Source organism: Lactococcus garvieae, from assembly GCF_016027715.1.
Classification (GTDB): Bacteria; Bacillota; Bacilli; order Lactobacillales; family Streptococcaceae; genus Lactococcus; species Lactococcus garvieae_A.
The window spans coordinates 648,278-672,154 of sequence record NZ_CP065691.1 but is presented as its reverse complement, the minus strand read 5'-3'; the positions used below and the strand labels follow the sequence as shown (position 1 = coordinate 672,154).

Annotated in this window: 23 protein-coding genes; 3 read left to right on the top strand and 20 right to left on the bottom strand. The window is 37.5% G+C overall.

Translation table 11 applies throughout. From position 1 onward, the window contains the following. Positions 1 to 85 precede the first annotated feature (85 nt). From I6G50_RS03435 to I6G50_RS03420, 4 genes are read right to left on the bottom strand one after another with little or no spacing between them, the layout of a single operon-like run. Positions 86 to 3,028 carry a beta strand repeat-containing protein gene (locus I6G50_RS03435; RefSeq protein ID WP_197909176.1) on the bottom strand — a complete coding sequence of 981 codons (2,943 nt, stop codon included), beginning with the start codon at positions 3,026 to 3,028 and terminating at the stop codon, positions 86 to 88. 28 nt (positions 3,029 to 3,056) lie between these two features. Continuing rightward, a complete protein-coding gene (locus I6G50_RS03430; RefSeq protein WP_197909175.1) occupies positions 3,057 to 3,749 on the bottom strand; it encodes an LPXTG cell wall anchor domain-containing protein in 693 nt (230 codons plus the stop codon). A 19-nt stretch (positions 3,750 to 3,768) separates the two neighbouring features. After that, the gene (locus I6G50_RS03425; RefSeq protein ID WP_197909174.1) at positions 3,769 to 5,052 is read right to left on the bottom strand and encodes a class C sortase; all 1,284 of its coding nucleotides are present in this window, start codon (positions 5,050 to 5,052) and stop codon (positions 3,769 to 3,771) included. 21 nt (positions 5,053 to 5,073) lie between these two features. Beyond that, a complete protein-coding gene (locus I6G50_RS03420; protein ID WP_197909173.1) occupies positions 5,074 to 6,795 on the bottom strand; it encodes a SpaH/EbpB family LPXTG-anchored major pilin in 1,722 nt (573 codons plus the stop codon). Positions 6,796 to 7,043: 248 nt separating this feature from the next. On the opposite strand from I6G50_RS03420, the gene I6G50_RS03415 reads away from it, so the two are divergent. Both I6G50_RS03415 and I6G50_RS03410 read left to right on the top strand, forming a co-directional pair. Next, on the top strand, positions 7,044 to 7,529 hold the full coding sequence (locus tag I6G50_RS03415; RefSeq protein WP_197909172.1) for a YbaK/EbsC family protein: 486 nt from the start codon (positions 7,044 to 7,046) through the stop codon (positions 7,527 to 7,529). Next, the gene (locus I6G50_RS03410; protein WP_197909171.1) at positions 7,522 to 7,980 is read left to right on the top strand and encodes a MarR family winged helix-turn-helix transcriptional regulator; all 459 of its coding nucleotides are present in this window, start codon (positions 7,522 to 7,524) and stop codon (positions 7,978 to 7,980) included. Before I6G50_RS03415 ends, I6G50_RS03410 begins: the two co-directional genes overlap by 8 nt. Positions 7,981 to 8,149: 169 nt before the next feature. Here the strand turns inward: I6G50_RS03410 and I6G50_RS03405 are convergent, their stop codons facing one another. From I6G50_RS03405 to spx, 14 genes are all read right to left on the bottom strand, one after another. Further along, positions 8,150 to 8,836 carry a B3/4 domain-containing protein gene (locus I6G50_RS03405; protein WP_197909170.1) on the bottom strand — a complete coding sequence of 229 codons (687 nt, stop codon included), beginning with the start codon at positions 8,834 to 8,836 and terminating at the stop codon, positions 8,150 to 8,152. A gap of 3 nt (positions 8,837 to 8,839) precedes the next feature. Then, positions 8,840 to 9,325, bottom strand: coding sequence for a GNAT family N-acetyltransferase (locus tag I6G50_RS03400; RefSeq protein ID WP_197909169.1), 486 nt, complete (start codon positions 9,323 to 9,325; stop codon positions 8,840 to 8,842). A gap of 53 nt (positions 9,326 to 9,378) precedes the next feature. Beyond that, a complete protein-coding gene (locus I6G50_RS03395) occupies positions 9,379 to 9,858 on the bottom strand; it encodes a MarR family winged helix-turn-helix transcriptional regulator (protein WP_197909168.1) in 480 nt (159 codons plus the stop codon). Between the two features lie 110 nt (positions 9,859 to 9,968). Further along, positions 9,969 to 11,054, bottom strand: a complete 1,086-nt coding sequence (rsgA, locus tag I6G50_RS03390; protein WP_197909167.1) for a ribosome small subunit-dependent GTPase A — start codon at positions 11,052 to 11,054, stop codon at positions 9,969 to 9,971. 214 nt (positions 11,055 to 11,268) lie between these two features. Continuing rightward, positions 11,269 to 12,156, bottom strand: a complete 888-nt coding sequence (gene rbsU, locus I6G50_RS03385; RefSeq protein WP_003134611.1) for a ribose/proton symporter RbsU — start codon at positions 12,154 to 12,156, stop codon at positions 11,269 to 11,271. A gap of 25 nt (positions 12,157 to 12,181) precedes the next feature. Then, entirely contained in the window at positions 12,182 to 12,577 is a 396-nt protein-coding gene (gene rbsD, locus I6G50_RS03380; protein WP_003134612.1) for a D-ribose pyranase, read from the bottom strand. 11 nt (positions 12,578 to 12,588) lie between these two features. After that, entirely contained in the window at positions 12,589 to 13,497 is a 909-nt protein-coding gene (rbsK, locus tag I6G50_RS03375; RefSeq protein WP_081167910.1) for a ribokinase, read from the bottom strand. 12 nt (positions 13,498 to 13,509) lie between these two features. Beyond that, positions 13,510 to 14,481: a LacI family DNA-binding transcriptional regulator gene (locus I6G50_RS03370; RefSeq protein ID WP_197909166.1), complete on the bottom strand. Its 972-nt coding sequence runs from the start codon at positions 14,479 to 14,481 to the stop codon at positions 13,510 to 13,512. Positions 14,482 to 14,635: 154 nt separating this feature from the next. Continuing rightward, on the bottom strand, positions 14,636 to 15,958 hold the full coding sequence (locus tag I6G50_RS03365) for a dihydrolipoyl dehydrogenase family protein (protein WP_197909165.1): 1,323 nt from the start codon (positions 15,956 to 15,958) through the stop codon (positions 14,636 to 14,638). An 86-nt stretch (positions 15,959 to 16,044) separates the two neighbouring features. After that, on the bottom strand, positions 16,045 to 16,317 hold the full coding sequence (locus I6G50_RS03360) for a GNAT family N-acetyltransferase (RefSeq protein WP_081167901.1): 273 nt from the start codon (positions 16,315 to 16,317) through the stop codon (positions 16,045 to 16,047). A 15-nt stretch (positions 16,318 to 16,332) separates the two neighbouring features. Beyond that, positions 16,333 to 16,593: a (4Fe-4S)-binding protein gene (locus tag I6G50_RS03355; RefSeq protein WP_081167898.1), complete on the bottom strand. Its 261-nt coding sequence runs from the start codon at positions 16,591 to 16,593 to the stop codon at positions 16,333 to 16,335. Positions 16,594 to 16,610: 17 nt separating this feature from the next. Beyond that, a complete protein-coding gene (gene spxB, locus I6G50_RS03350) occupies positions 16,611 to 18,404 on the bottom strand; it encodes a pyruvate oxidase (protein ID WP_197909164.1) in 1,794 nt (597 codons plus the stop codon). A gap of 196 nt (positions 18,405 to 18,600) precedes the next feature. Next, on the bottom strand, positions 18,601 to 19,698 hold the full coding sequence (locus I6G50_RS03345; RefSeq protein WP_197909163.1) for a lactate oxidase: 1,098 nt from the start codon (positions 19,696 to 19,698) through the stop codon (positions 18,601 to 18,603). Positions 19,699 to 19,734: 36 nt separating this feature from the next. Then, a complete protein-coding gene (gene spx, locus I6G50_RS03340; protein WP_197909162.1) occupies positions 19,735 to 20,130 on the bottom strand; it encodes a transcriptional regulator Spx in 396 nt (131 codons plus the stop codon). 383 nt (positions 20,131 to 20,513) lie between these two features. Here spx and I6G50_RS03335 point away from each other — a divergent pair, with 383 nt between their 5' ends. Next, positions 20,514 to 21,872 (top strand): MFS transporter, encoded by a 1,359-nt coding sequence (locus tag I6G50_RS03335; RefSeq protein WP_197909161.1) that lies wholly within the window; start codon positions 20,514 to 20,516, stop codon positions 21,870 to 21,872. 84 nt (positions 21,873 to 21,956) lie between these two features. Here I6G50_RS03335 and I6G50_RS03330 read toward each other — a convergent pair whose 3' ends face one another. Continuing rightward, positions 21,957 to 22,586, bottom strand: a complete 630-nt coding sequence (locus I6G50_RS03330; protein WP_197909160.1) for a hypothetical protein — start codon at positions 22,584 to 22,586, stop codon at positions 21,957 to 21,959. A 90-nt stretch (positions 22,587 to 22,676) separates the two neighbouring features. Then, positions 22,677 to 23,786, bottom strand: a complete 1,110-nt coding sequence (locus tag I6G50_RS03325) for an NAD(P)/FAD-dependent oxidoreductase (protein WP_197909159.1) — start codon at positions 23,784 to 23,786, stop codon at positions 22,677 to 22,679. Positions 23,787 to 23,877: the final 91 nt, after the last annotated feature.

The following is a 23,877-nucleotide window of genomic DNA, read 5'->3' as shown; positions in this document are numbered from 1 at the left end:
TCACAAATACACTTATCTACTTCTTTGCAATATAAAATCCACACCTATAGATTGTGCGGATTTTTGAAATATTCATCTTTTTCGTTTAATTTCTTTTGTAAAAATAAACGACTAAAGCAAGGATAGCCAAAATACTTGAGGAAAGAATTATCCCGAGAAGCCCATTACCTCCTGTATAAGGTAAAACAAAATTTTTAGCTAAAACAATACTAATGGTAATATCGCTTGTCCCAGAGCTATGCACGGTTTGTAGTTCTGTAAGCGTACGATATATTTTAGTATCGCCGGGATATTGATATCCTTCTATAAAATAGCCATTAGGCGAAGACGCATTTGGGTTTATAAGTGGTGCGCCTGTCAGAATCCCTGGCTGAACAATATCAGCTGGAGTACTTGGGGGATTTGAAACACTGGAATCAAAAGTATAGTGCCAAGTTACTTTATTAGCAACTGGTATATAAGTGATTATAAAGTTGTTCGCCGCTGCCCCATCCTTGAAGACATTGGCTTGAGTAGCCGCAGCGATTGGCGTGGCAGACTTGACCAAGTTTGTACTAGAAACCGCATTTGGATCTGACGTATAGGTGATACCATTAGGAGCCTGTATGGTCACCGTGTAACCTGCTAAACTCATATCTGAGGGCGGAGCTACAAAAGTTGAATAGGTATTTCCTGGACTGTTTACTCCGGCTGTATTTCTAGAGATTGTATCACCGAAACCGCCTTTTGAAGTGGCTGCTAGGGGAAGATTTCCAAAGGTTTTTCCTGGATTGCCATTATAACCAGGCGTGTTATTTGCCCAAGCATAGGTATAATTTGCAGTTTCTGCATTTGCAGTGAGCATCACCATCACGTTATTATCGTAGGCACCTTGAATATTTATCGTTGGTGGACTCGCTAAAGATGTTGTCCCAAAATACATCCCCCCGTTTTGTTGAGTAATTGCAGCAACTAGTGCTGCATTAATATTAGCATAATAAGGTGTCGGTGTATTCGCTGCTCCTGTTTCGGGATTGGCGGTATCCACCCAAGAAGTTCCTTTGCTGCTCACTGCTGCTGAATAATGATAACCATTAGTTACCGTAGCTAAACCAGTGGTAACCAGTGGCGCTCCTGTCAGACCCGACTGAGCATAGGGACTAGCAGGAAAGCTCGGAACATTCCCAAAATTCATGAACAGATAACCAAAATTCATATAAAAGGTTTGTGTCTGGGCACTAAGAATAACCTGAAAGTCATTCGTAGAGGGGGTATAAATATCTGGTGAGGCAGTGTTTGAACTTGACCCAAATACATTGTTTACAGAAGCTAAGGCTGCAGAAAGAGTACTATAAATCGTGCCATTAGGGGCTTTATAGCCAGAGATATAATAACCAGTAGGTGCTGCTGGTAGACTGGGGGCTGGCAAAGCAGATCCTACATTTCCTTGCTGTGTTACACGCGCGGGGAGTTGACCGAGCAACGTACCGGCTACACTATTTTGTCCAGGGACATTTGCAGCCCAAGCATAAGTAAAATTAGCTTGAGCGGGTGAGACCAAATTAAACTCAAGTTGTGCTGCATTTTGGTAAGTAGTGATTTCTGAAGCTGTTGGAATCTTTTGTCCTACAAGTTTGTTCAAATCAGCCAGATTACTGTGAAATGTGCCTGTTACTCCGTAAGCACCAACTGTGGAACTTGCAGTTATTGTTGAAACTGCTGAACTATTGTAGCCATTAATAGCATAAGCCGCTGGTGCACTTGCATTTAAGAGAAAGGGCATGGCGCTTGCATCTGTTCCTAATATACTTCCACCAGAAGTTTTGCTGGTATTAAATCTTACGTGCTTAGAGGAATTCAAAGTAAAGCTATCTGTTGCTGCTGGACTACCAGTAAAGGTATTGGTAGTATTTCCTGTGCTGTAGTCAAAAGTTGCCCCTTGACCAATTGTTGTTTTAAAAGCACCACTTGTTGCATTGTAGTCAAAGAATCCAGGCGCGGTAATCGTGCTGCTGGAGTTTGTTCCATAATTCATCGTAATGGCAGACATCGCCGTATTACTATAAAAATTATTACTGGTTGGGCCAGCCATGCTTAATCTTAAAGTACCATTATTATTTATAGTAAAAGTAGGATTATTATCTAAATATATAAACCCACGGCCTGTGGAGCTCCCTGTGAAGTCTAAAGTCGCACCTGAGGCGATACTGATAGAAACTGCAGATTGCGCCCACAGTGGAGCATTTCCTCCAGACCCATGCACAATCGTTGTGGTACCATCCAGCACATTTATCCCTGTCCCTTCCATAAATTCTTGTCCTGAATTATAGTTAAAATAATTTGTTCCAGAAAAATTCACTGAACTACCAATATTATAAAAAGGTTGTCCGCCTGTCCCCCAGTTTGTTATTGTTCGCAGGTCTTGCACTACATTTTTATAAGTCAAAGTGACATTAGATATATTACTGGAACTAAAGAGACCATAGTAATAGTTATAGACACCTGTTATAGTTCCTATCCCAAGAGGACTTGGTACTGTTCTAGAATTGGTAGTGCCTGTGGAAACCACATTCTCGTTTTGAAAAGTGATATTATTTCCCACACTAGGGGTAATGACTGCAGTGCCAGAGTTGTATAATGCGTGACCACCCATATCAAATACTAAAGTAACATTTATAGGTATTACTGCTGTAAGTCCCAATGTTAGATCGTTGGCAGCCTTGATATTCAGTGTGGAGCCAGGTAGAGCTGTTGTAATTAAGGTGTTGATATCATTACCTGTAGTAATAACATTCCAAGTGACGCCTGCCCCATCTGTTTGCTGAGTAATAGCCGCTTTAGCAGAGATGGGGGTTGGTTCAGGAAATAAAGAGTTTAGGGGTGAATGAGAACTCAGAGTAAGAAAAAGGAAAGTCATTATATAGAGTGGGATTTTAAAAATTTCTTGTCTTAAAATTCTTTTTAATGAACTTCCTTGCTTTACCTTTCTGATGTTCACGGTGAATTTTTCAATAGTGCGATTTACTGCTTCTTGTTTCTTTATTCTCAAAAATCTTCACCTTCATCCTTTCTTTAAATTACTTACGAATCGTTGTCTCGTCTACTTTTTCCCTATGGTTAAGAGTAACTGCTAAAATCATTAATAACACTGCACCAAGAATCATCAAAATCCAAGAAACAATTTCCCCTGTAGACGGGAGATTTTGGACATGCTGTGGTGGGCGATAGGTCAACTCCTTTTTTGGAGGAACAGTTGTTGTTTTAATAACACTTGACTTAGGATAAATATAGACTTCATCCAGCTCATCTACAGTTGGAAAAGCAAGTAGCAGAGGATCTGCTGGCTGAGTCAAGCCTTGATTTTTATTTGGCTGTTCCTCCAAAATGTAATTTCCATCCTCGAGGATGACACTCGCCACTCCCTTTTGATCAGTAACAATCTTTAGGGGGGCACCAACTTCAGTATATGTTGAATAATCAGAGATAAGGATGGGATTCACTCCTGGGGGGATAATCTTCTGTACTGTATACGTAATATTAGGTACAGTTTTTAGTTGATTCCCCAAATCATCAACTATTATATTATTAATTTTTAAACCACTATTATCTGTTTGTTTTTGAGAAAATCCGTTTGAATTTTGGCTGAGTCCATATTTTACAACGATTAACTTTTGAGTGTGTCCTTCATCAGCCCCGACTGCGTGTATGCCAAAGCCTAACATAGTTATTGAAAAAAAGAATGTCAGGGCTAATTTTAGTCTTTTTTTCATCAAAATCCTTTCTAGAAGTTTACCTTTTTACTTTAATTTCAAGGAAAACATAATTTTCGGGAAGCAAACTTGTGCCTAGACGTTGCTTTGCTAATTTTTCTGCTGCTTCAATAAAGGAAGTTGGAAGAAGACTATCGGAGTTTTCTTTCAAGTTATTAAACTCTTGAGCGCTAATAACGCGAGTTATCTCACCTTTTTGTTGTTCAGCATATTTTCTTTTTTCTATTTTTTCCCAAGTAAACTTATCTTTTTTGGTAAAATACTGTCGTGTTTCTTGAAGATTTCCTTGAACATCTCGTGAATGAATTACTTCTGCGGCAGTCAAAACAATTTTATCCTTTAACTTATATTTACTAGAGGGATTACGAGCTGGACGTGCAGACGCGATGACAATGGTTTGATTTCCTTGGTAGATAGCATCAAATTGAATTCTATCGATTCGCATATTATGAGTATGCTTTCCAAATATATTTCGGATAATCAAGTAAAGGGCCACAAGAGCGAGTGCGCTCGCAAGTAACATTACCCAAAAGTTATAGCCGTACTTGTTACGTTGAATATGTTCCTGAGGTTGTCTACTATCGTTTGGTAGTCGTGTGCCTGTCACAAGAAGACGTTTATTATTTATACCTGTTGGCCAACATGTCACGAGAGTCACTAAATCTTTTCCATTGACAATATTTATTGCATCCGTCTCATCAGGATTAACAATTTTACGGTCAATGATTTTATACTTCAATGTTTTATCTAAAACATGAATGTAGAAAACATCTTTCAGTTTCAAATCTTCTAAATCAGAAAACAATGTATTATTAACATGACCTGAATGAGCAGAGAGGACTGAGTGGGTATTATGGCCTCCCACGGGTAAGCTTGTTTGTGGAATATGACCTATACCAGCTGCTAAAGTTTCCGCACTGTCACCACTATATACAGGAACATTTTCAACTTTAATCTGCGGGATCGTTAAATAGGCAATAACTTTAGTTTTATCAGTAATAAGTTGCTCATCGTAATCGGGGATAGGTTTGTCCCAAGTCTTATATTGACTTTTTGTATAGATATATTGATTGTAAAGATGAGCCGATTGTAACAACTGTTGGACTTTTTGGGGATTCATTTTATCCACTGATTGATTATAATTTTGAATCGTAGTTTTATTTTGCTGACTAACCATATAATTAACGATTATTGGATAAAACAGGATTCCTAAAGCAAACACCAAAAGAACCGTCGAAATAATATTCCTTACCGAAAAATTTCTTTTCGTTATTTTGGTCGGTTTGCTGGATTTGTACGTCATTCCGTCCCCCTTAGTTCCCTATTATTTTGCGTCTTCTTCTGCTTCCTCTTTCTTTTTACGTATAACCAGTGCAGCAAAGCCAGTTACACCCGCTACAAGGACAATAGCTACAATCCCAGCACCACCAGTAAAGGGTAGAGGGAAGGGTCTGTTATTTACAATGTCATTATTATGAGCTGAAGGTGTAGTTGAAGCATTCACTTTGGTTACATTGGCCGCAGTTGTAGCTGTTGGCAATTGATAACCATCTGGGGCAATTACTTCGACTGCATAATAGTTCGTTGTATTTTCTGTATCAGTATTGGTATCAACAAGGTTTAAACCAGAGAAGGTAGCAACTCCTGAAGTACCTGTACCTTCTACTGCTATTGAGCCATCTGCTTTGGCTACAAATGATGCGTTCTCTGTTGCCGAATATGCTACAGGTAAAGTCGAAAGTTCTGATGTTGAGCCATTGAATGCTGAAGCATATTTTTTCACTAGTGCATCAGCGGCCGCTTCATTTTTTGCTCTAACCAATACAAAAGTCGATGGGGAAGCAGTAATTGCTGCAGTCCCATTCGTCTTTGTGATTTGAACACCACCAATATTAACAGAAGAATTCTTCGGTGTAGAGCTCAGATCTACACCATAGGCATTTGTGATAACTGTTTTGGCACTGTCACGATAGGTACCTGCAGTAACTGTGCCTGAAACTGTTGTAGGAATATAGAGGTTCATATTAATTGTAGGAGTACTCGAATCCAGTAAAGCCGCAACTTTTTTAATTCCAGCTGTTGTTAAAGAAACTGACACAACTTGGTTTGTTACTGTCATTGTATAGTCAGTTTCGGGCACTAAGGCAGTTGTCCCTGCTCTAAGGGATGGAGTTCCAATAGTAAATCCTGTAGGAATAGTATCCTCAATTGTGAATTTAGCTTTCACATTATCTGGAATGTCAGGCGCAGTAACAACGTCTGAGGTGTTTGTCCATTGAGACTTATCAAACGTTGTATTGACGTTCCAGCCTACTCTGCTTCCAGCACTTGCTGTTGTTGTGTTCGAGCCATCAGCTGCATTTGTGTCAATCAGAGTCGTATTATCTGCGTTTGGAGAAACAAGTTCATTAGGCGTTTTACCGTTATAGTTATCATCGGCATTTGTAGCAACGATATCAAAAAGATTTTTAACTTTTGACATATCTTGCTTAGGATAGACATTCAGAGGACCTTTATTGGCAGTATCAGAAGTATTAACCGTGACGATAAAGTCTTTGACGGTTTGGACACCACCAACTAAAGTAATCTGATGAAAAAGCCAATAACCATCTGTTAAGCCTGTGAAATCAGTCATACCATTGACATTAGTTTTTTGTATTTTTCTGGAAGCAGCATCAGATGTAAAAGCTGATGGAACGACATCACCTGTGCTATTGACCATTGCTGATGCAGCACCTGTTGGGGTAATCTTTGTTGCAGAGAATTCAACGTTAGACATGGTTAAATTATTTGTGGCTGTTGATGTTGAGGACTCTCCCGCACTTTGCTGTGTACCGTCATTGTTACCAATCGCATTTCCTGTAGCAGTTGAACTTGAGGGACCAGCTTGTTGCGCATAAATCACAACTTCTCCATTTGAGACTTGGTTTTTTATGGTGGTAGTAACAGCCCATACAGATGAGCTAGGGATAATTATGTTTGATACCGCAGCAAGTAACACTACTGAAGCTAAGGTAAACTTTTTGTTCATTGGGTTCACTTTCATATCATTCTCCAATCTTTTGATGATAGCGCTTTATATTTATATTGTATAGAATTCACAGAATAAAGGCTAATAAAATGACTGAATATTTAATCTATTACTTCTATCTCCCTTACTTGTACATTTTAGCTCTATAACTGTGTGAAAAAGATTTCAAACTATTCTATATTTAAGACTTCACTCTTTTAGTAATGTTGACTTTTCAATAAAATGGCGTTAAAATAAAGAAAATTCAATAAAAGGAGAGAGACATGCTTGACTTAAAAAAGATTTTAGAAGAAAATAATATCTATTTTGAACTTTATCATCATCATGCTATATATACAAATGAAGATGCCGTTTTAATGAAAGAGGAATACGGCTTTCAAGGTACTGAAACAAAGAGCCTTTTTTTGAAAGACAAGCAAGGAAAGCATCTTATTTATTTCACTTTTACAACAAAACGAACAGACTTCAAAGCCCTAAAAAAACTTGTAGGAAAAAAGTTATCCGTAGTCGTTGCTGAAGAAATGGAAAGTCTCACAGGACAAAAAGCTGGCGCAGTTTCTCCTTTTGGCTATGAAGAGGTGGTACCTGTGATTATTGACAAAGAACTTCTTCTCCAAGAAAAACTTGTCTTTGCACCAGGACGCCCCGATCAGACGATGGTAATAAAAAGCAGCCAACTCTTTGATATATTGCATCTACTCAAAATAGAATATTATATCTTTGACTCAGAGGAGGAGGCAGTTGACTAAAGTTTTAAGAAAGATAGGAAATATATTTAGAGGGCTTGCTACTATAAGTAACATAGAGTTTAAACCACTTGGCTTACATAATGGCAGTTATCTTTATCTTAATCGCATTGCAGAAAATCCTGGCATTATCAATGATGAGTTAGCAGAAATCACGCGCACTGACCGTACCACAACGGCCAAAACTGTTAAAAGACTTATTGATGTTGGTTTAGTACATAAAGCCCTTGATCCATCTAATAAAAAAGTTAGAAGACTTTTTACGACTGAAGAAGGAAAAAGCTTATATCAGCAGCTTATCAAGGAAGAAAATTATTCAGAAATTCAAGCTCTTTCAGGCTTAAGTTACGCAGAACAAGCAGAACTTCTTCGTCTCTTGCGTATCGTGGAAAAAAATGTAGCAAAAGATTTGCTTTATGTAAAAAATGGAAAATCCAGAAAATATGGTATATAGTAATCAAAATCAAATGCAACTTGCTGCAAAGAATCTCTGATAAGAAGTTCCACTAAAAAGGATTCAGGACACAAATCAAAAGACATGACTCCACTATTCAATGGGAGTCATGTCTTTTTAATAAATTTTATTACCAGAGGCATCGCATAGCTACTCGACATAAGAACACTTATGCCGGACTTACTGTACTCATCGTACCTTCAATATTCATAATATCCTTTACCTTTTTTTGTAAAGCTTTAATTGCTAAAAGTGAACGCTCTTGTTGTTCAGGAGTGATCGCTTCTATGACTAAGATGGCGTTCTTAGTATCTTCGGTGAGCATTGTTCGCTGCGCTTCACGCCAATTTAATGAGCGACAAATGGCCCCGTCTTTATCATAATATATAAGTTCTTGAGGAAGAGCAGGTTCATTATCGTTTGCACCTAAAGGATAGAATTCTTCTCCACCCTGAGCAAAACCTAAGTGGAGATCACCAACAATTTTGTCTAAATCTTCCCCTCCACAAGGCACTCCATATTCTAATGAGATGCTATTATAAATGTCAACTAATGGATTAATAGGCTCCAGCTTTTTCCCTTGTGCAACTCTTTTTAAAAGGGCTTCAATCGAAGAACGGGCTCCTTTTTTCTTTTTAAACTGAGTAAATATCTCTCGCCATTCCGATATTATAAAATTATCTTTGAAGTCTTCCTCTGTCAAAAATTTTTCTGAAGATTTTATTGCAGAATCAAGCATTTCCTGATAGATAGCTTTATTGTTTGAATGATTATCAATATTATTTAATGTCAAAGTATATATTTTAGTATCTGGGAAAAGTTCCCCCAAATTTTTATCTACAGTTACGGTTTCCATAATTTATTTTCCTATTTTTTTCATCATTATTAAATCATTTTGCGGTAAAGTTCCTAAATTAAAAACACGTTTACCTGATTCAATAAATTCTTGTCTCTTGTAAAATCCCAATGCCTTTTCGTTTTTTTCCCAGACACTGAGATAAACATAATCTTTGTGAAGTTGTCGCCCTTTATTACAGGCATATTCTAATAAATATTTGCCTATACCACACCCTTGGAATTCTTTTTTTACATAGATGCGTTCTACTTCAAGCGTATTATAATGCACTAAATTCCTATGTATTTTTGTTTCCTTCAACTTTATATAGCCCACAAGAAATTCTTCATAAAAAACAAAATAAAATTTGTTATTAGGGTTATCTAATTCCTGTCTTAACTTGTGTATGCTGAATGCTGTTTTCAAATATAAGTTTAGATCAGCTTTAGGATTTTGTTCGCCAAAAGTCTCTGTAAAAGTTTCGATACTAAGTCCTTGTAAAGCCGTCACTTCTTTGCGAGTGATTGGGATGATCTTGAGTTTATTATTATTTATTTCTTTCCTTAATATATACGTTTCTCTCCTTTCTTCACTTCAATCCAATTCTCTTTGATATTCTGACTTACTTTAGAAAGCAAAATATTTATCTGAGCAATTTCTAATTCATCTAGTCCTTGTAAGGCTATTTGAGTAGAATATTGGAGTTCTCTAAAAATTACGGGATAGACCTCTTCACCATAAGGGGTGACGTAAAGTAATTTATTTTTTTTATTATTTACATCCTCAACTTTTTGAATTAATTTTTTTTCAACGAGTTGATTGATTGCTCGGCTTGCTGTACTTTTGTCAACACACAATAGTTCCGATATTTGTTTTTGATTGATGCCTGGATTTTCAAAAATACGACTTAAATAAAGATATTGTCCTTTAGCCAGTTCAATATCTTTAAACTCAATATTACTGATAGAATCCAATGCGCGAGCAATGGTTCCTATATCTCTTAAAATATTATTTTGGATTATTGTCTCCTTTCTATTCATCATTAATGTCTACATAATCAAGTATAAACAAAAATAGTTGCATTTGCAACTATAATTATTAAGTTTATCGTTTTAAAAAAGACACAAGTCTTTACGACCTGCATCTATTAAACTTAGTATATATGCTTGTTTTTTTGTTTTAAAGCTTTACGAGCATGTTTCATCCCGCCAATTTCCTTAAACATGGCATCCAGTTTACTGCGCTCAATCTCTTTGCTATTCATACCTTCATAACCGACTTCTTTCATTAATTTTTGATAATTTAAAAAGCGATTTTCGGAAAGCCTTCCTTCTTCTATTGCTTCACGAACTGCACAACCAGGTTCTTTTTCATGAGCACAATCTGAAAATTTACAAAAAGTTGCTAAGCGCTCAATATCAGAAAAAGTTTCCGTAAAGTTTGCTGTATCAAGGCCCACTTCTCTGATACCTGGTGTATCAATAATCATTCCTCCAGAAGGAATTTTAAATAGTTTGCGCTGAGTCGTCGTATGCTTACCTTTACCATCATTACGTAAGCCATTGGTTTGGAGTACGTTTTCTCCCAGCAAACAATTGACCAATGTTGACTTGCCTACACCAGATGACCCAATAAGAACAATCGTTTCTCCTTCTTTAATATAATCTAAAAGGAAACGATAGTCTGCTTCATTAAGCGAACTTGTCAAGAAAATATCAACTCCAAAACTTATTTCTTGTAAGTCTTTGAGTTTTTTATCTAAATCTTGGGCAATATCTGTCTTGGTTAATACAAAAACCGGAATCGCTCCAGATTCCCAGACTAATGAGAGATAACGCTCTGCTCTACGTAAGTTAAAATCTTCATTGAGTGACATACAAATAAGCACTTTATCAATGTTGGAAGCGATAATTTGTCGCTCATGAGCCGTACCTGCGGCTTTTCGGATAAGCTTAGATTGACGATTTAAACAATACTGAATTTGTGCTATTCCTATATCATTTGTCACTCTGTCGAGCATGACAAAGTCGCCCACGGTAGGAAATCCTGCCAAATCTAAAGCTTCATAGCGAAATTTTCCTGATACTTCCGCAGTTATTTCACCATAATCTGTCGCCACCTTGTATAATTCTCTTGTTTGCTCAGTAATTCGTCCAGGATACAAAGTAGGATATTCTTCAGCTTGTGTTTTAAATTTTTCTTTAAAACCGAGTTCTTTTAAGTTGTAAGTTGTGTTCAATTTTTTGTTCCTCCAAAAGTAGTTTAAACTTATTGGGAGGCTACATGGTTCAGACTAAAACTAGTGCCTCCCCATATACTACAATATCCTTATTTTTTCGCATACTATGCTCCTTTCTTTTATATTAAGTATATCATATTTAGAAAAGGTTATTTAAGCGTTTTAGGGTTTAAAATAATAAAAAGGCAACTGTTTTTTCAGCTGCATTTTTATATTAAATAGTAACAGTAATCGTCGCTGCAATAATGATTAAAAGCAGACCCAGGAGTGTTAAAAGCATTTCTTTTTTAGTTTTTCTTTGATTCAAGAACCAAATACCTGTCAATGTAGCCAAGACAACTGACGTTTGTGAAAGAATGAAACCAGTAGCTAAACCATTCATATCCGGTTGCGCTGAGATAAGATAAGTCAACGCTGCAAAAGCAAAGAAGAAACCGGAGAGAATGTGCTTGTATGAAACACTTTCGAAGATGGCCATTTTAGACTTCTCTTTGAAAGAAACGACTATGCTATAGATAAGAGCTGTCAAAAGCATACCGATAGCTTGAGGCAGAAAAGCTTCTTGCCCTGAAAGACTACTTGCTTGTGGTGCTGCAGAGTAACCCCAGTAACCAATTGTACCGATTGCTAAGAAAATAACAACTTTTCTTAAGAGATCCGTGCTGGCTGGTGTTTTTTTCTCAGACCAAACTGTCAAGCTGGCCCCAAAAATAATAAGGATGAGAGAAAAGCCACCTAAAATTTTAGCGCTTACGCCCGGCCAGTTGCCAAGTGCAATAACGCCCCATAATGAAGCAGCCAACAGTTGAAATGCTGTCGTAATTGGCATTACTTTTGAAGAACCGATGAGGCTGAAACAGTAAAAAGTAACGATTTGTCCAGCAGCCCAACCGATACCTGATAAAATACCGAGAAATAAGTTCATACCTGAAGCAAAATGAATGCCTTGAGACATTGAAAATACAATTGCAAAAATTAAGGTACCTAAAGTTGAACCTAAGATTTGATTGACAGGTTTCCCACCAATTTTAGAAACGATAGTGGGGTAAAGTCCCCAACCAAGAAGTGGGCCAAGGCCGATTAATAGTGCGGTTGTGTTCATATTTTTTATTTTCTCCTAGTTGTCTTTAAAATACAACATTACTTTCTAATAAAATATTTGCATAGGGTGTCATTTCACCTGTACGAATAAAAGCATGGCAATTATTCAACTCTGATTTCATCTCAGCATGAGGGATAAATTCAATAGGCGTGTCAGGTAAACGATCTTTGATTTGATCCAAAATAACTGGATTATTCTCTTTGATTTCTTCAGCAAGATAAACTTTTTGAACTTCTAATTCTTCAAGAACATTATTCAAAACATCCATAAAGCTCGGAATCCCATTGTCAACAGCTAAATCTATTTTTTCTGTTCCCTTAGGTACAGGCATACCTGCATCACCGATACTCAGTTTATCAAAATGACCCATTTGGGCAATCACACGTGAAATATCAGAATTTATAACTTTTGTTTTTTTCATTGAGATGACTCCTAAACTAATTCGTTTTTATAGGGAATTGATGGTTGAGCACCATATCTTTGTACAGTTATAGAGGAGGCTCTACTACCATAAGTAATTGCTTCTATGATATTGCTGAAGTCCGCTTTTAAAACTGTACTCATAGCACCAATGAAAGTATCACCCGCAGCAGTTGTATCCACTGCATTGACCTTAAATGCGGGAACAATGCCAGATTTTCCACCATCGATATCATAATAAGCGCCCTTACTGCCAAGAGTAATAATTACGGCTTTGATACCAATATTATGGAAATAATCGGCTGCTGCTTTAAGACTCTCATTATCCGTCACTTTAATACCTGTAATAAGCTCTGCTTCTGTCTCGTTAGGCACGATGATGTCGGTAGTTGCCAATAAATCTTGGGGAATATCTGTTCGAGCGGGTGCTGGATTCAGAATCGTTCTTACTTGGTTTTTCTTGGCAACTTTGAATGCAGCGACAGTACTATCCAATGAACTTTCAAATTGTGCAATCAAGAAATCACTTTTTTTGATAATATCTTGGGATTTTTCTACATGTTCTGGTGTAAAAGCATTATTTGCTCCTGAAAAAATCATAATACTGTTTTCACCAGAATCATCAACTGTAATGAAGGCTTGACCAGTAGATTGGCTCTCTAAGACTTCAACGGCTGATGTATCAATTTCTTCGTACTCGAGAAGCTCACTCATCATTTGACCCGCTCCATCTTTCCCAATAGCACCAATAAAGTAAGTGTCTGCACCCGAACGTTTAGCAGCAACCGCTTGGTTTGCGCCTTTACCACCACCAGCAGTAAAATGTTCTTTAGCGTGTAAAGTTTCACCAGGCTTAGGCATATTACTTACTCTCAAGGTGGTATCTAGATTAATACTTCCAATAATTGTAATCTTATTCATTTTCCTTCTCCTTTATTTTTTTGTGCTGTCACGTTCAACATAAGAAACTTTCAGCTTAATTTGCTTTTGCTCTATGGGTTCATCATTCGCCAGTTTATAGATTAACTGTGCGGCTTCATACCCCATCTCATAAGCAGGTTGATGAATGGTAGATAAGGCGGGATAAATGTATTGGCTCATCAAAATATCATCATAACCAATCACTTGAATATCTTCAGGAATCTGCTTATTCAAACGATGAATTTCTTGAATATAAGCTACAGCATGAATATCTGAGGGTAAAATAATAGTATCAAATGTATTATGCTCTTTCAAAAGCTGTTCAGCTTCTGCTTGAATCTCAGAAAAATCATAGCTCCTGCTTTGAAAGATTTGATAAGTGACTGATACTTTATCCAAATATTTAACACTCGAATTAAACCGCTCATTGGTATTATCAGTTGTAAGTGGACCACGAATTATCGCAATTTTTTCTGCTCCAGCATCAACCACTGCCTTGGCTGCTAAAAGACCGCCTTGACTGTTGTCCGAAAAGACACCAAATTCACTTTTTTTACTTACACGATCTACTGTTACAGCTGGAAGGTCAAATTCAGGAAATTCATCCTTAAAATCCACAGTAGTAATAACCCCGGCCGCATTACTTTGAACAAGAAATTGCAAGTAGGATTTTGTAATTTTGCTGTCATCATTAACATTGCCTAAAATTACTTGATAGCCTTTTTCACGGAGAAATTCCTCAACTCCTTTAGCTAACATAGGGAAGAAAGGATTTGATATATCTGGTAATAAAAGACCAACCAGTTTACTTTTCTTATTTTTAAGCGACTGTGCTGAGATATTGGGCGAATAATTCAAAATATCAATGGCTTTTTTTATTTTTGCTTCTGCTTCCGAACTTACATAGCCTTTTTGAGTGATATATCGTGAAACAGTCGATACGGATACACCAGCTTCTAAAGCAACCTGTTTGATTGTAACCAATATTTCCCCCTTATGTTAGAATGTGGAAACGTTCTCACATTTCATATAACTATTGTAATCGCTCTCTAAGGATATGTCAAGTAGAAACTAAAAATGGTTAGATTAATTAAGAAAATAAAAAAAGAGCCTAAAATAGGCCCTTCTCCCGTTTTAATCAATATAAATAGAACAAATCACTGGCGATCGTAGGATAAGCCATGATCATATTTTGAAATTTGTCTAAATTTATTTTTTGATTTATACAAAAATTCAAGATATTTACGAGCTCTTCCGCAACAGTTGACAAGATGGTAGCGCCCAGTATCTCATCCTTTTGATTTACAATAATTTTTATTTTTGAAAGCGGGTCAGCTATACGCTTATAAGTATACCAATCCGTCATATCTAAACTTCGTTCATTTTTTGCATCAAGTATTTCGGTTTGTCCAATCGTAGCTAATTTACTTGAACCAAAAATAACAGTAGCTAAGGCTGGATAATTAATGGCAGATTTTGTTTCAGATTTCTCAGAGAAATAATCTGCTAAATATCGAGCTTCATATCCCGAAACTGGTGTTAATTTTGGTGTTTTTTTGTATAAAACATCACCTAAAGCATAGATATTCGGATTTGCTGTTTGTAAAAATTCGTTGACACGAATACCTTTTTCATCACCCTTTATGCCCACTGCTTTAAGATTAAGGTCTTCAATATTGGCCACACGGCCCACCGCTGATACCACGGCGTCTGCTGTAAATTCACGGCCGTCTTCAGCACTAATTTGTAGTCCAGAGGTAGTCTGCTCAACTTTTTTCGTAGAAAATTTCTCGATAAAAGTAATTCCCTCTTTTTGCAATTGCTGTATATAAGAAGTTGCAAATTCCTCATCAAAGCCTTTGATGGATAAGCTTCCGTGTGTGATGACTGTAACCTTTGAACCTGCAGCATTAGCAATTTGAGCGAGTTCGAGAGAGACATAACCAGAACCTAAAAAAATCAGATGTTTTGGTAATTCTTCTAACTCTAAAAACTGATTGGAGTTCAGCAAAAGTTCATGGCCCTCAATATCTAAGACACGTGGACGCGCACCAGTAGCTATGATATACGTATCCGCTGTGTACTCTTCATCAGAAACCATCAGTTTTCCCGATTCAGTAAACCGAGCAGCTCCATACGCGAGATCAATCTCAGCAGCTTTTAGCCCTTCCTTGGTTCCGGACGGGATCGTATCACTGTAAGCATTTTTACGCGCGAGCATTTCCTTCCAGTCAATATGTAAACTACCATGTAGACCTGCAACAGCAAGGTTTTCTGCTCTTTGCTTGGTTTCCACAAGAGCCATCATTATTTTTGTTGGGTCACAGCCATAATTTGGGCAAGTGCCTCCCCATTTGTCTTTCTCTACGATAAGCACAGAATGTCCCTGTGCTTTTAAAGCATAGGCTAAGGCATTACCACCTGGTCCAGAACCAATCACGATATAATCATATTTCTTCATTGCTACCTCCTTTTTACTCTTTTAGTGTCATAATTCTATATTAATAGGAAAAAAGCCAAAACGCTAATGTTTTGACTTATTTCTTTTTACTTTAAAACATCTTGTAGTTCTTCTTTATGCGCTCTAAAATAGTTAGCTGCATAAGGACAGGTTGCTTGTAACTTCAAATTCTCTTTACGCGCTTTTTCTATTCCCGCTTTTATAAGTAGTTTCGCTAAACCTTGACCACGGTATTCAATAGCTACACCTGTATGAGTAACAACAATATTGTTCCCCATCTTCATTAATGTCATTTCTCCAATACGCTCATTTTCATCATTATATAAGACGATATTGTTTTCCTCTTCAACAGTTTTCATACACTCCTCCGTTTTCTATTTGATATATTTTAAAGCACCAGATGGGCAACGATTAATTATACGTTGGTTATCTAACTTTTCACCATTATTTGGTAATATCCAAGGTTTACGCCCTACCTCCCATACTGCAGCATTACCACGTACACACTCTCCCACATGTTCACAGATATTGACATTGTAATAGATATCCATCTCATCGCCTTGGTAGCGACGATACCCTGCTTCTTCTAGATTTTCAACAGTCGCTTCGTGATTATTTATTTTTGAGTTATCCATATTTTCTCCTAGGCTTTCTAAAATCCACCTAAATCGGTTGCTTTTCCAGCTTCAATCAAACCTTCTTCTTCCATAAATACAGCGAAAGGTTGTAATATTTCTGCGTGAAAACGTTTTTTGAAAGAGTCAATTGTTTCTTGCGAATATTTTTTAGGGTCAAGTTGCAATCGTTCGACTGGGATAGGGCTCTCCCCAGTTATTTTTGCATCAATCAAAACAGGAAGGCCGGATTCAGCCAGTTGTGTAGCTTCAGCAAAAACAGTGTATAACTCCTCCACTTTTCTGACCGTAAATCCACGAACGCCCATTGCTTCTGCTACCTTGGCAAAATCAATGCCAGTAAATTCTACTCCAAGATAGCCTTTATTAGTTGTTTCTTGCTCATCTTTAATAAAGCCAAACTGCTCATTAGAAAAAACAACATTGATGATGGCTAACTTTTCTTGAGCCTGAGTTGCCAAGTCTTGCATAACCATAGAAAACGCGCCATCCCCTGAGAGTGACCATACTTGACGATTTGGAAAGTCCAGTTTTGCTGAGATAGCTCCCGGAAGACCGACACCCATAGTGGCAAATAAGCCAGAGGTACGCCATAACTGACCCTTACCTAAATGTAAATGACGTACGGAAGTCATCGTTACATCACCGACATCAGTTGAAAAGAGAGCATCATTTTTAGCTACGTTATTGATAGCATGATAAACTTGGTAAAGATTTAATGGTTCTTGTTTATCCGTTTCTAGAGAAGTTGTATAGTCTTTCCAGTTACGAACATTTTTTATATTTGCGCGCCACCAAGGTGTTGCTTCGCGTTCATTCATTTGTTGAGTTAAGGCAAGAACTACTTTCTTAGCATCCGCTAAAATACTAAGCTCGGTGCGTTGGCGTTTGCCAAGTTTAGCTGGATCAATATCCACTTGTATTACATGCTTTACATGTTCAAACATATTAGTCACATCAATAAAAGGTTGATTTGTTCCCAGCATCAAGACTGTATCTGCATTGGCGATTGCATCATTAGCAGGCTTTCTTGAAACACGGGTAGGAGAGCCAAGAAAAGCTTCGTAATCATCATCGACCATGTCAATAGCAAGGGCTGATACCATAATCGGCGCTTTAATTTTTCTTGAAAATTCTACCAACTCAGAGTTGGCACCTCTCATACCAATACCTGCAAAAATAACAGGACGTTCAGCATTTTGCAAAAGCTCTGCCGCTTTGTCAAGAACAGGTTGTTGGGGATCAGCAAATTCTGGTTGTATATATGCTTGACTGGCGTCAAACCATGAACCAACTGCAATATCTTGCCAACCTAAATCAACGGGAAGCTGTACAACAGCTACACCTTTTTTACTATAGGCTTGACGAATAGCTTCATCAATAATATGAGGCAAAGATTGTGCTGTCATAACGACCCGATGATAAACAGAAACATCAGCATAAATAGGATCTTCGTTCATTTCTTGGAAAGTATCCATATTCATACCTGTTGTGCCAAATTGCCCAATAATTGCCAGCAAGGGAACGTGATCTTCTTTTGCATCATACAATCCATTCATCAAGTGTGTACCACCAGGTCCTGCAGAGCCAAAAGCTACACCAATATGTCCTGTAAATTTAGCATGCATGCTGGCTGCCATTGCACCGACTTCTTCATGACGGACTTGGACAAAGCGTATGCGGTCTTTTTCTTCCAAAAGGGCATCCATCAAAGAATTTATTGATCCACCAGGAAGTCCATAGATGTCTTTCACGCCCCAGTTTTCTAGGACTTTAACTGCTGCTACAGCGGCCTTAACTGTTTCTACCATAACTCATTCCTCTCATTTCTAAAATATATCCGCTCGAAGTTTAGACTTTGAGAACAACTCTCCTAAGAAAGCCTTTTCTTTTTGTATATACCTATTATACTATTAAAAATCAGGAAAAGGTAAAGATACCCTGTCGGTATTTTGTCGAGAAAGAGAAATTTCGAACAAACATTTTATCTTATTTTTATTTCTTTAATTAAAGTAACTCTGTCTTTTTGACAGCTTCAATGTCTTTGGCTCCAGCTAACTGCATTGTAATAGAAAGCTCTTTATTTAGATGTTCAAATACAGATTTTACGCCTTCTTTTCCACCGAGATTCAAACCATAAAGAACAGGGCGCCCAACTGCGACTAAGTCCGCACCGCTGGCAAGAGCTTTGAAGACGTGAGCACCACGACGGACCCCGCTATCAAAGATAATAGGTACGCGTTTATTGACAACTTTCGCAATATTGGGAAGCACAGTGAATGACGCTGGTCCTCCATCTAATTGACGCCCACCATGATTTGATACCCAAATACCATCGGCACCCGCCGCAATTGCTTCCATCGCGTCTGTAGGGTCTTGAATGCCTTTAACGATGACTGGAAGATTTGTCCACTTCTTAATCTTTTGGATATCTGAAAGGACAAGACCTTGTTTTGCTGCCGCATATATTTCAAAAATACCTTTGCCCACTCCGTCAGTTTCAGAAAAGGCAGCTAAATTAGGCATAGGTAGTGGAAACTGAAAATGATTGATAACATCTTCTTCGCGATAACCACCCAGCGTTGAATCTGCTGTTAAAATTATAGCTTTCACCCCTGCTTGAACAGCTTTTTCAAGCAGGAACTGATTAAACTGATCATCTTTACTCATATAGAGTTGGAAGAATTGCGGAGCGCCATTTACAGCCTTAGCTGCGTCTTCTACAGATGTAGAGCCGTATGTAGAAATTGAAAAAAGAGAGCCTACTTCTTCCATAGCTTTTGCAGTATCAACTTCTCCTGCCACATGTGCCAAACCTTGAGCTGCTACAGGTGCTTGGATGATAGGAGTTTTAAGATTTATTCCAAAAATACAGGTACTCAAGTCTGCAGAATCAATTCCTTGTAAAATACGAGGCACAATCGTTTTAGTATTAAAAGAGGCTGTGTTTTCACGCATTGTCCATTCATCTTCAGAACCACCACGCATATAACCAAAGGCGCCCTTGTTTCCTTGCTCCTCCATTCGGTTTTTGACACGAGCTTCTAATGATGCAATATTAACTATTTCTACTTTTTGTTCATCTTTACTTGTAACGTATGTCATGGTTATTTCCTCTTTCATTTTTATATGGGTTGCTTACTAAGCCACCGCAGTCTTTGTTTCTTGCAATTCAATCTGACGGTATTCTCTCGAAAAGAAACTACGCAACTGATCTTCGTTGAAGCCCGCTTGGAGTTGTTGATCTTTGACAAGAAGTGGGCGACGAAGCAGCTCTGAATGTGCTGAGATGAATTTTGTCCATTCTTTTACAGTCATGTCTTCTACATTCACGTTCAAATTTTTAAAAGCTTGAGAACGTGTGGAAATAAGATCTTCTGTACCGTTTTCAGTTTTAGCTAACAATTCACTAATTTCTTCATCTGATAAAGGTTGAGCAAATAAATTGTGTTCGGTGTATTCGAGATTGTGTTTTTCAAGCCAAGCTTTTGCTTTTCGGCAACTGTTACATGAGGGAGTATAGTAAAATTTAATCATTTTTAAGTTCTCCATTTTATATTCTATTGAACAGTTCTCTTTTTTATAAATAACAAAAAAGAAAAGTTAATTATTGTTTACGTTTGTAAACACAACTATATAATAACTCCTTTTCCTAAAAATATCAATAATAAAGTAATAATCTAACTTTAAATTATCAATATCTAAATAACAAAAGGAAGTCATAAACGTGCTTTTTTGATTTTATTATTTCTCTTGAAATTTTATATTTGCTTTTTTGATACTTTCTCGTTATAATATAAAAGTTGAAATTTTCGTACAGATAACATGTAATACATGTTGATATTATACAGAGGCGAAATTATTATTCTAGGATAATAATTTTCGTCTCTTTTTGTTTAAAATTAGGAGGACATACTTACATGAAGAAAACTAAAGAATTTAATCTTATAGGAGCTGTGATTGCAGCAGGATTACTGTCATTTTCAGGCGTGCTTATCGAAACAGCCATGAATGTGACCTTTCCTCAGCTCCTCAATGAGTTCGGACTAAGTACATCAAAGATACAGTGGGTAACAACGATATACTTATTAGCTATTGCTATCATTATCCCTTTGTCGTCTTATTTTAACCAACGCTTCTCCTCTCGAAAGCTATTTTTAGCTGGTAATATTTTCTTCTTCTTAGGGGTATTAATAAATTGCTTCTCACCTAACTTTTTCCTTTTATTAGTGGGACGACTTTTACAAGGTGTAGGTACAGGTATTGCCTTGCCCTTGATGTTCCACCTGATCTTAACAAAAGCGCCCCTAGAAAAAAGAGGAATGATGATGGGGTTGGGAACAGTAACGACTTCCATTGCCCCTGCGATTGGTCCTACTTATGGCGGCATCATTTCCAATGCTCTTGATTGGCGTTATATTTATATATTCCTTCTTCCATTAATTGTGGTATCACTTATTCTGGGACTTTCTTCACTTCCAGAAGAAAAAAAGAGCCTTCCAAAAAAACTGGCACTTCGTCCAGTCTTGGCTCTTTCTATAATGTTTTTCGTCTTCATCTCTGCCCTGAGTGCGGAGCGTCTCCTTACCTTTATCCTACTCTTTATTATTGGTACAGTGTGCGCTGCATTATTTGTCCGCTTCAATCGTAAAGAGACACTGATTAACCTAGGCATATTAGGTAATCGCAAGTTTGTGGCTCTCCTTTTTAGTCTTCTTGTTTATCAAGGTTTACTTTTAGGACTTTCATTCATTTTGCCTAACTTTATCCAAGTTTCAGCTGGATATAGCTCTGCGATTGCTGGTATCTTTATGTTTCCTGGTGCACTCCTTGGCGCTGTTTTAGCTCCGATTTCAGGTAAAATTTTAGACAGAGTCGGAGCGAAAAAGCCGATTACATTTGGTCTACTGACAACGAGTCTAGGTCTCGTTCTGCTTTTCGCCTTTATTCCAACGCAATCTTTATACCTCCTTCTCGCTGCCCATGTGGTAATGATGCTAGGCTTAGGGATGTCTTATAGTAACTTGATGACAAGTAGCCTTAGCCTTCTTTCAACAAAAGAGCTCTCAGATGGGAATGCCTTAGTCAATACTTCACAACAATTTATCGGTGCTGTTGCAACTGCGATAGTAGCAAATATTCTTTCACTCTTCCAGCACAATCAAGGGTTTAAAGAAGGCACAAGCTTGGGTACATCTGTTATCTTAATTATCTTCTTTTTATTAGTAATAGCGGGCTTGTTCGTAAGCAATACTGCACTTAAAAAGAAAAAAATTTAAAAAGGATATAGCCCTTTTTAACATATATTTAATTATGTAAAAATCTCAAGAACCAGTTATAATAGTTCTTGAGATTTTTTATGCTTATAAAACTACTGCGTCTGACAGTCTAAAAGTTACCAAAGTTTCTGAAGGATAGGCTGCTAACTGACTAGCAAAGCTATCATCGTCGTCTTTTTTAACTTTCGCTTTAAGGTTGATACTCACCTTGTAATGTTCTTCGGACAATAAATCATAGAGGGAGCGGAGATCAGCGATATCTTGACTGCTTGCTTTAGGTAAAACAGTATATTTAGCATATTCAGCATCAAACCAAGAGCTTTCCTTTTCAAAATCCACAGGTGAATTCTCATTGATTTGGAGCTTTACTGAAATACTGTAATCATAGCCTTGCTGCTCAATCATTTTAGCAATTTTAACCATATCTTCATAGCTTCCAGAAGCTTTGAGTTTTAAAGTCGCCTTATAGGTTATACCGGCAAGTTCAAAGCTCTCTGCTATTTTAAAGGGATCTTGCTCGCCCCCTTCTTTATCAATTTGTGGGGGTGTAAAATTCACTGAGATTGAATAACCCTCTGTCAGGAGTTGTTCATATTGAGTGATTACTTCGGCTGCTTCTAGTTCATCCATATACTCATTAAAGGTACGTTCAGTTAGTTTATTGCTCTCAAGAGCTTCTTCTTTGGGGTAGATTATTTTTACTTGGTAAGTCATATTTCTATTATAACATAAGTCACCCAGTGACTCTGATTTACTATTGAACAAGTAGAGCGAAAATCATATTTTACTTAAAAAAATGAAAACTCACTTTTCTCGTGTGATATATTCTTCTATCTTTTTTTCATAATCTCCCATCTCCCATTTACTTTTGGAGTTATTAAGATACTCTGCCAAAAGATAGGCAATATAGGGTCCCGTGGTTAAGCCTGAAGATCCTAAACCACTAGCTACCAGCAAGCCTTTCTCTGTATCTATTGGACCAAAAAACGGAGAGAAATCCGGTGTATAAGCACGAGTGCCGACACGGTACTCATAGGAAGAATTCAAGAAAGTTTCATCTTTCAAAAATAGTTTTACTCCCTTTGTGAGCTGTTCAAATGCTTCCTTTGTTGGGGCCAAGTCCCATCCACCATCGTTTTCATGAGTGGCTCCTAGAAGCAACCGTCCATCTTGAAAAGGAATCAAATCGGCTTCACCTTCTAAAAAAGCTACAGGCCATTTTCCTGTTTCTAGCTTGGTTTCAAAAGATAGCAACTGTCCTTTTTGAGGGGAAACGTTTGTGATATATCCTATTTGTTCTAACAGATTTTTTAGTGCAGGCCCAGGGGCTAAAACTAATTCATCTACCAGGTAGGCCTCTTGACCAGCTGTGACTCTCCAGCTTGTCTCTTGCTTCTTGATGTGTGCTACATCCGTAATTATTTTAACGCCTCGCTGCTCTGCACGCGCACGCAAATGCTTTAAATAAGCTTTACCATCAAGCCGCGCGCCACCAGAAATATACAAACTTTCCGCAGGTTTTAACAGAGGAAGTTTCTCTGTTGTTTCCTCTGCGCGAAGTAAACGAATCTCCCCAATCTCTGGAGCATCCAATTTCCTCTCGATAGCCAGTTGTTCGAGCTCTTTTAGACTCTCAGAATCTCTCAAAAATAAAGTACCACTTTTTTCATAAACACTTGCGTCTAGCTCAAAGTCTGTTACCAACTTATCAAAAAAAGCTGCGCCATCGCGTGCTAAAGCATACCATTTTTTATTTCTCCGTTTTGATAACCAAGGAGAAATAATGCCCGCACTTGCACCAGTTGCTTGATTTTTTCCTGAATCAAACAGTATAACTTCAAATTGTTCTGTATCTATATAATTGGCCAAAGTCATACCTATGATTCCTCCGCCAATAATTGCTAATTTCTTCATAAACTTATTATACAAAAAATAGCACTTCTTGGTGGGTTGTCTGGTCCTTTATTTTACTTTTAGCAAAAAGCCAGTCTCTAAACTGGCAGAC

Coding starts and splice junctions, on each gene's coding strand:
- I6G50_RS03430 (WP_197909175.1), bottom strand. CDS start 3,749: ATGAAAAAAAGACTAAAATTAGCCCTGACATTCTTTTTTTCAATAACT.
- I6G50_RS03425 (WP_197909174.1), bottom strand. CDS start 5,052: ATGACGTACAAATCCAGCAAACCGACCAAAATAACGAAAAGAAATTTT.
- I6G50_RS03420 (WP_197909173.1), bottom strand. CDS start 6,795: ATGAAAGTGAACCCAATGAACAAAAAGTTTACCTTAGCTTCAGTAGTG.
- I6G50_RS03415 (WP_197909172.1), top strand. CDS start 7,044: ATGCTTGACTTAAAAAAGATTTTAGAAGAAAATAATATCTATTTTGAA.
- I6G50_RS03405 (WP_197909170.1), bottom strand. CDS start 8,836: ATGGAAACCGTAACTGTAGATAAAAATTTGGGGGAACTTTTCCCAGAT.
- I6G50_RS03395 (WP_197909168.1), bottom strand. CDS start 9,858: ATGATGAATAGAAAGGAGACAATAATCCAAAATAATATTTTAAGAGAT.
- rbsU (WP_003134611.1), bottom strand. CDS start 12,156: ATGAACACAACCGCACTATTAATCGGCCTTGGCCCACTTCTTGGTTGG.
- rbsD (WP_003134612.1), bottom strand. CDS start 12,577: ATGAAAAAAACAAAAGTTATAAATTCTGATATTTCACGTGTGATTGCC.
- rbsK (WP_081167910.1), bottom strand. CDS start 13,497: ATGAATAAGATTACAATTATTGGAAGTATTAATCTAGATACCACCTTG.
- I6G50_RS03365 (WP_197909165.1), bottom strand. CDS start 15,958: ATGAAGAAATATGATTATATCGTGATTGGTTCTGGACCAGGTGGTAAT.
- I6G50_RS03360 (WP_081167901.1), bottom strand. CDS start 16,317: ATGAAAACTGTTGAAGAGGAAAACAATATCGTCTTATATAATGATGAA.
- I6G50_RS03355 (WP_081167898.1), bottom strand. CDS start 16,593: ATGGATAACTCAAAAATAAATAATCACGAAGCGACTGTTGAAAATCTA.
- spxB (WP_197909164.1), bottom strand. CDS start 18,404: ATGGTAGAAACAGTTAAGGCCGCTGTAGCAGCAGTTAAAGTCCTAGAA.
- I6G50_RS03345 (WP_197909163.1), bottom strand. CDS start 19,698: ATGACATACGTTACAAGTAAAGATGAACAAAAAGTAGAAATAGTTAAT.
- spx (WP_197909162.1), bottom strand. CDS start 20,130: ATGATTAAATTTTACTATACTCCCTCATGTAACAGTTGCCGAAAAGCA.
- I6G50_RS03335 (WP_197909161.1), top strand. CDS start 20,514: ATGAAGAAAACTAAAGAATTTAATCTTATAGGAGCTGTGATTGCAGCA.
- I6G50_RS03330 (WP_197909160.1), bottom strand. CDS start 22,586: ATGACTTACCAAGTAAAAATAATCTACCCCAAAGAAGAAGCTCTTGAG.
- I6G50_RS03325 (WP_197909159.1), bottom strand. CDS start 23,786: ATGAAGAAATTAGCAATTATTGGCGGAGGAATCATAGGTATGACTTTG.